Origin of the sequence: Acidovorax sp. (assembly GCF_046339755.1) — a bacterium.
GTDB lineage: Bacteria > Pseudomonadota > Gammaproteobacteria > Burkholderiales > Burkholderiaceae_C > Acidovorax.
This window is the reverse complement of record NZ_JBKDTZ010000378.1, coordinates 1-4,997: the sequence shown is the minus strand read 5'-3', so window position 1 is coordinate 4,997 and position 4,997 is coordinate 1. Positions and strand designations below refer to the sequence as shown.

The 4,997-nt window shown below is 68.1% G+C and carries 6 protein-coding genes; 2 read left to right on the top strand and 4 right to left on the bottom strand.

Translation table 11 applies throughout. From position 1 onward, the window contains the following. Nucleotides 1-979, top strand: a 979-nt coding sequence (locus tag ACK59X_RS32625; protein ID WP_409963307.1) for an MBL fold metallo-hydrolase, incomplete at its 5' end; no start/stop codon positions are given. A gap of 18 nt (nt 980-997) precedes the next feature. Here ACK59X_RS32625 and ACK59X_RS32620 read toward each other — a convergent pair. The 4 genes from ACK59X_RS32620 to ACK59X_RS32605 all read right to left on the bottom strand — a co-directional run bounded on the left by ACK59X_RS32620 (nt 998) and on the right by ACK59X_RS32605 (nt 3,944). Further along, the gene (locus tag ACK59X_RS32620; RefSeq protein WP_409963305.1) at nt 998-1,741 is read right to left on the bottom strand and encodes a DUF6882 domain-containing protein; all 744 of its coding nucleotides are present in this window, start codon (nt 1,739-1,741) and stop codon (nt 998-1,000) included. Between the two features lie 64 nt (nt 1,742-1,805). Beyond that, complete coding sequence (locus ACK59X_RS32615; protein ID WP_409963303.1) at nt 1,806-2,483, bottom strand: SPOR domain-containing protein; 678 nt, start codon at nt 2,481-2,483, stop codon at nt 1,806-1,808. A gap of 16 nt (nt 2,484-2,499) precedes the next feature. Next, on the bottom strand, nt 2,500-3,342 hold the full coding sequence (locus tag ACK59X_RS32610; protein WP_409963301.1) for a biotin--[acetyl-CoA-carboxylase] ligase: 843 nt from the start codon (nt 3,340-3,342) through the stop codon (nt 2,500-2,502). Further along, a complete protein-coding gene (locus tag ACK59X_RS32605; protein ID WP_409963299.1) occupies nt 3,339-3,944 on the bottom strand; it encodes an SET domain-containing protein in 606 nt (201 codons plus the stop codon). Before ACK59X_RS32605 ends, ACK59X_RS32610 begins: the two co-directional genes overlap by 4 nt. A gap of 119 nt (nt 3,945-4,063) precedes the next feature. On the opposite strand from ACK59X_RS32605, the gene ACK59X_RS32600 reads away from it, so the two are divergent. Then, on the top strand, nt 4,064-4,997 hold a 934-nt coding region (locus tag ACK59X_RS32600), incomplete at its 3' end, for a DNA topoisomerase (RefSeq protein WP_409963297.1).

Genomic DNA, 4,997 nt, shown 5'->3' with positions numbered 1-4,997 from the left:
TCGCAACACCGACCCGGCCGTGGTGATCGGCAACTTCCCCTGGTACGAGATGGCCTGGCGGTCGCTGCGCGGCGATTTCAAGCCACGCAGCGAGCCCACGGGCGGCTACGCGCGCTTCATCAGTGACTGGACCCAGCCCGTGGACCACGCGCTGCTGGCGCAAACGCACGAAGCACCCGTCGTGACCTGGCTGGGCCATGTCTCGATACTGCTGCAGGTGGCGGGCCTGAACGTGCTGATCGACCCCACGCTGGCCGGCCATGCCGGCCCACTGGGCCGCTTTGGTGCCGCGCGGCGCGTGCCGCCGCCGCTCACACCGGAACAGTTGCCACGCATCGACGCGGTACTGGTCTCGCACAACCACTACGACCACCTGTGCAGCGCCACCTTGAAGCGCCTGCGCGCGGCCGGGCAGGCGCCGCGGTTCATCGTGCCCCTGGGGCTCAAGGATTGGTTCATGCGGCGCGGGATGGAGCACACCACCGAGCTCGGCTGGTGGGATGCTGTCGAACTGGCCCCTGGCGTGCGCGTGCATTTCACCCCGGCCCAGCACTGGAGCCGCCGCAGCCTGAATGACACCAATGCCTCGCTCTGGGGCGGCTACCTGCTCGAATGGGACCGGCCCGGCGCATCCACGCCCTGGCGCTTCCTGTTCCCGGGCGACACCGGTTACAGCGGCGACTTCAAGGCCATCCGCCAGCGCTTGGGCGCCGTGGATTTCCTGGCCCTGCCCATCGGCGCCTACCTGCCGCGCGATTTCATGAAGCCCATGCACGTGAACCCGGCCGACGCCGTGCAGCTGATGCTGGACGTGGAGGCCCGCCAGGCCATGGGCGTGCACTGGGGCACCTTCATGCTCACCCAGGAAGCCTTCGACCACCCGCCACGCGACCTGGCCGCCGCGCTGGCCGAGCGCGGCTTGCCGGCCGAGCGCGTCTGGCTGCTGCGGCACGGCGAGACGCGGGCGATCCCCATGTAGTGTGCAGCGGCCCGGCTTTTAGGCGACTGAGCGCACCGACATCAGCGCCATGAAGAGGTAGCCATTGTCCGTAGGCGCGCGGTACACCCCGCGCGCACCCAGCACCTGGGCCGCCACGCCCGACAGCTCCCAGCCATCCGTCACGTCGGCATTCCACAAGGGGACGGTCAGGGGCAGAAATCCCTGCACCTCGCCCCATTCGCGCAAGGCGGGGATGCGGGTCGACACCTTGGCGGGGTTGCTGAAATTCGCCCAGGCCCAGAGCCAGGTGCCGCTGGCCTTGGAGACCGAGCCGATGAACTCGATGTCCGCCACGACCTTGGGGGCGCCCTCGTGCGAGAAGGTCAGCGTGCCCTGGGTTTGGTCATAGTCCCAGCGCTCGAAGCGCGAGATGCCGTGGTCCGATTCCAGCGCCTTCTGCTTGTGTACCAGTGCATGGTGGGCATCCACCACGGCATCTTCCCAGGCGTGCTGCTGCGGCTCGGCCATGGCGCCGACACTCTGGGCCATGGCGTTCTGGTAGCAGTGGTGGCACAGGATCTGCAGGTCCAGGCAGCCTTCGTTGCGCTCGTTCCACTCGCCGCCTTCCTTGGCCAGCTCGTCATTGCAGCTCGCGCACCAGGCGTCCGGGTAGGGGTAGTCGGCCTCGGGCGCGTCGCAGAACCAGCGCTGCGCGGGCTGGCGGTGCAGGTGGCCGCAAACGTAGGTGGGCGTGGCTTCACCATGCTCGCCGCACTGGATGGAAGAGGCTTCTTCGGTCATGGGATCGGGAATCAGCAATAAAGACAATGGGGTGGACCGCTGCGGCGCAGGGCCCGGGGTTCGGTCAGCTGCAGGCACGCAGCGGCTTGCCGGCCAGGGGCCCGCGCAGTGTTTCCAGTTGCGGGCGCATGGCATCGGTCACCGCCGGCAGGCGCAGGGTGAAGCCCGGGGTTTCGGCACGCTCCTGGATCACGCGGGCCGTGCGCACGCCCTTTTCGCCCAGGTTCGCCAGCTCGCGCTTGGCCGCCTCTTCCGTTGCAAAGCGTCCGAGCGACAGGCCCAGCTCCCACGTGCCGCCGGGGCGGTCGAAATCCACCTTGCGCGCGCGCAACTCGGTGCGCTTCTTGTCCAGGGTCTCCTGGTCTTCGAAGCGGCCCATGTAGACCATCCAGCGGGCCGACACGGGTGTGGATTCCATGGTCCAGCTGCCCTGGGGCAGGCCGGCCGCCGCCGTGCGCACGGTCTCGGCCTGGCGCTCGTCGAGCACGCCGGCCTGCAGGCATTCGGTGGCAGTTGCCGCCGCAACCACCGGCGGCGTGGCTTCGGCCACCGGAGGCTGGGGCGTGGGGTTGGTCGGCCTGGCGCGCAGGATCTGCAGGGTTTCGGGGCGCAGTTGCTGGTTCATGCGCTGGGGCTCACCCTCCTGCGCAGGTGCGAAACCCCAATCGCGCAGGTGCCCGTGCGACCACGCGTAGTAGCCGCCATTGGCCAGCAGCAGGATCAGGATGAGCAGGCGCAGCATGCAGCAGGCTCCGTCATCATATGGATGACTGCGCGGGCACGGGCCGCACGCTGATTTCCGAACTCGTGACGGCCTGCATGCCGCTGGCGGTTTGCACCAGCAGCGCGCCATCCTCGCCCACGCCGTGGGCGGTGCCGGCCTGCCCGTCGCTCAGGGTCACGGCGCGGCCCTGCAGGATGTCGCGCTGCGCAAAGCGCGCCTGCATGGGCGAAAAACCGTAGCCTTCGAAGGACTGCAGCATGGCCACCAGGGGCGGCACGATGCGCAGCAGCGCCGCCGGGGCATCGAGGCCCGGTTCCACGTCCTGCAGGCTGGCGGGTGGCATGCTCATGCCCTCGCCGCTGCGCGGCAGCACATTGATGCCGATGCCCACGACCACATAGCGGGCCGCAGAGGCCCGCTCCGCCAAGGCGCCCTGCGGCGCCACGAAGCTCGCGGTTTCGACCAGAATGCCGCCGAGCTTGCGGTCGCCCGTGGTCCACAGGTCATTGGGCCACTTGAGTCCGACACGGGGCAACTGCCCGGCGGCAGGGAGCACTGGCTGCAGGCTCTCGGCCACGCTGACCCCCACGGCCAGGGACAGGCCCGACCAGTCGGCCGGCGCCAGGGGCAGGCCCAGGCTCATCATGAGCGATGCGCCCACGTCGCTCTGCCAGGCCCGGCCCAGGCGTCCGCGCCCGGCCGTCTGCTGTTCGGCCACAAGCAGGGTGGGGTCGCACAACCCCGCCCGCGCACGGCGCATGAGCTCGGTGTTGGTGGAGTCGATGCTGGGCAGCACCTCCACGGAAAAGCCCGGCAACCGGGGCACCACAGCCTCCCACAGGGCTTCGGCGGGCCAGCGCAGGGAGAGCGCCGTCATGGCTTGGTGCCCTGCGCCGGCGCGGCAGGTCGCGCAGCCTTTGCACTGCCCTCGCTCTTTTTGTTACCCTTTGTACGCACCGGTGCAGCCGGCTCGGGCGGCAGGGGGGGGCGCCAGCCGCGCTTGGGCGCGAGCAAGGTGCCCCGGCAGTTGTCGCTGCCGCACCAGCAGGGGTATTCGGCCTTGAGCTTTTTCGTGTAGGGTTCGTCGATGATCAGGCCGTAGTCGTAGTTGAGTTCTTCGCCGGCAGCGATATTGCGCAGGGCCGTGATGAAGATGCGGCCATCGCGCTCATCGGCGTAGCAGTTGGGATTGCAGCTGTGGTTGATCCAGCGTGAGGAGTTGCCGCCGAACTTTGCATCGATCACGCGGTCTTCATCCACATGGAAGTAGAAGGTATGGTTGGGCTGCAGGGGATCGTGGGGGTGGCGGTCCTGCGCCTCCTCCCAGCCGATGACCTCGCCCGTGTACTCCACAAGGACTTCGCCTTCTGCAATATCCTGCACGGCAAACACGCCGTTGCCATGCACGCCCGAGCGCCGGGTCTGGATGCGGCGGCCCGATGGATTGGAAGGGGCGGCGGTCGATGCGGTGCGGGGCATGGCAAAAACTCTGTTAACTTGAATATGCACACATGCGCGTGCGCGTGTACGCGTGAGGCAACGAATTGTAGAAGCGACCGGCCGGATGCCGGACAGCCAGACTGGCGAGAAACCAAAAAATGACCAAGACCCTGGTAATTGCAGAAAAACCCTCGGTGGCGCAGGACATCGTGCGCGCGCTGACCCCCGTGGCGGGCAAGTTCGACAAGCACGAAGACCACTTCGAGAACGACCGCTATGTGGTCACCAGCGCCGTAGGCCACCTGGTGGAGATCCAGGCGCCCGAGGAATTCGACGTGAAGCGCGGCAAGTGGAGCTTTGCCCACCTGCCGGTGATCCCGCCGTATTTCGACCTCAAGCCCGTGGACAAGACCAAGACGCGCCTGAACGCGGTGGTCAAGCAGGCCAAGCGCAAGGACGTGACGCAGCTCATCAACGCCTGTGACGCGGGCCGCGAAGGGGAGCTGATCTTTCGCCTGATCGAGCAGTACGCCGGCGGTGCCAAGCCCCTGGGCAAACCCGTCAAGCGCCTGTGGCTGCAGTCCATGACGCCCCAGGCCATCCGCGAGGGCTTCGACGCCCTGCGCAGCGAGCAGCAGATGGCCGGCCTGGCCCATGCGGCGCGCAGCCGCAGCGAGGCCGACTGGCTGGTCGGCATCAACGGCACGCGCGCCATGACGGCTTTCAACTCGCGCGACGGCGGTTTCTTCCTGACCACCGTGGGCCGGGTGCAGACGCCCACCTTGTCGCTGGTGGTGGAGCGCGAGGAGAAGATCCGCAAGTTCGTGAGCCGCGACTACTGGGAAATCCACGCCAACTTCGCTGCCGAGGCGGGCGAGTATCCGGCCAAGTGGTTCGACCCGAAGTGGAAGAAGGGCGAGGACGTGGAGATGCGCGCCGACCGCGTCTGGTCGCAGCGCGAGGCCCAGGCGATCGCCGACGCCGTGCGCGGCAAGCCGGCCACGGTGACGGAAGAGAGCAAGCCCACGACCCAGGCTTCGCCCCTGCTGTTCGACCTGACCAGCCTGCAGCGCGAGGCCAACGGCCGCTTCG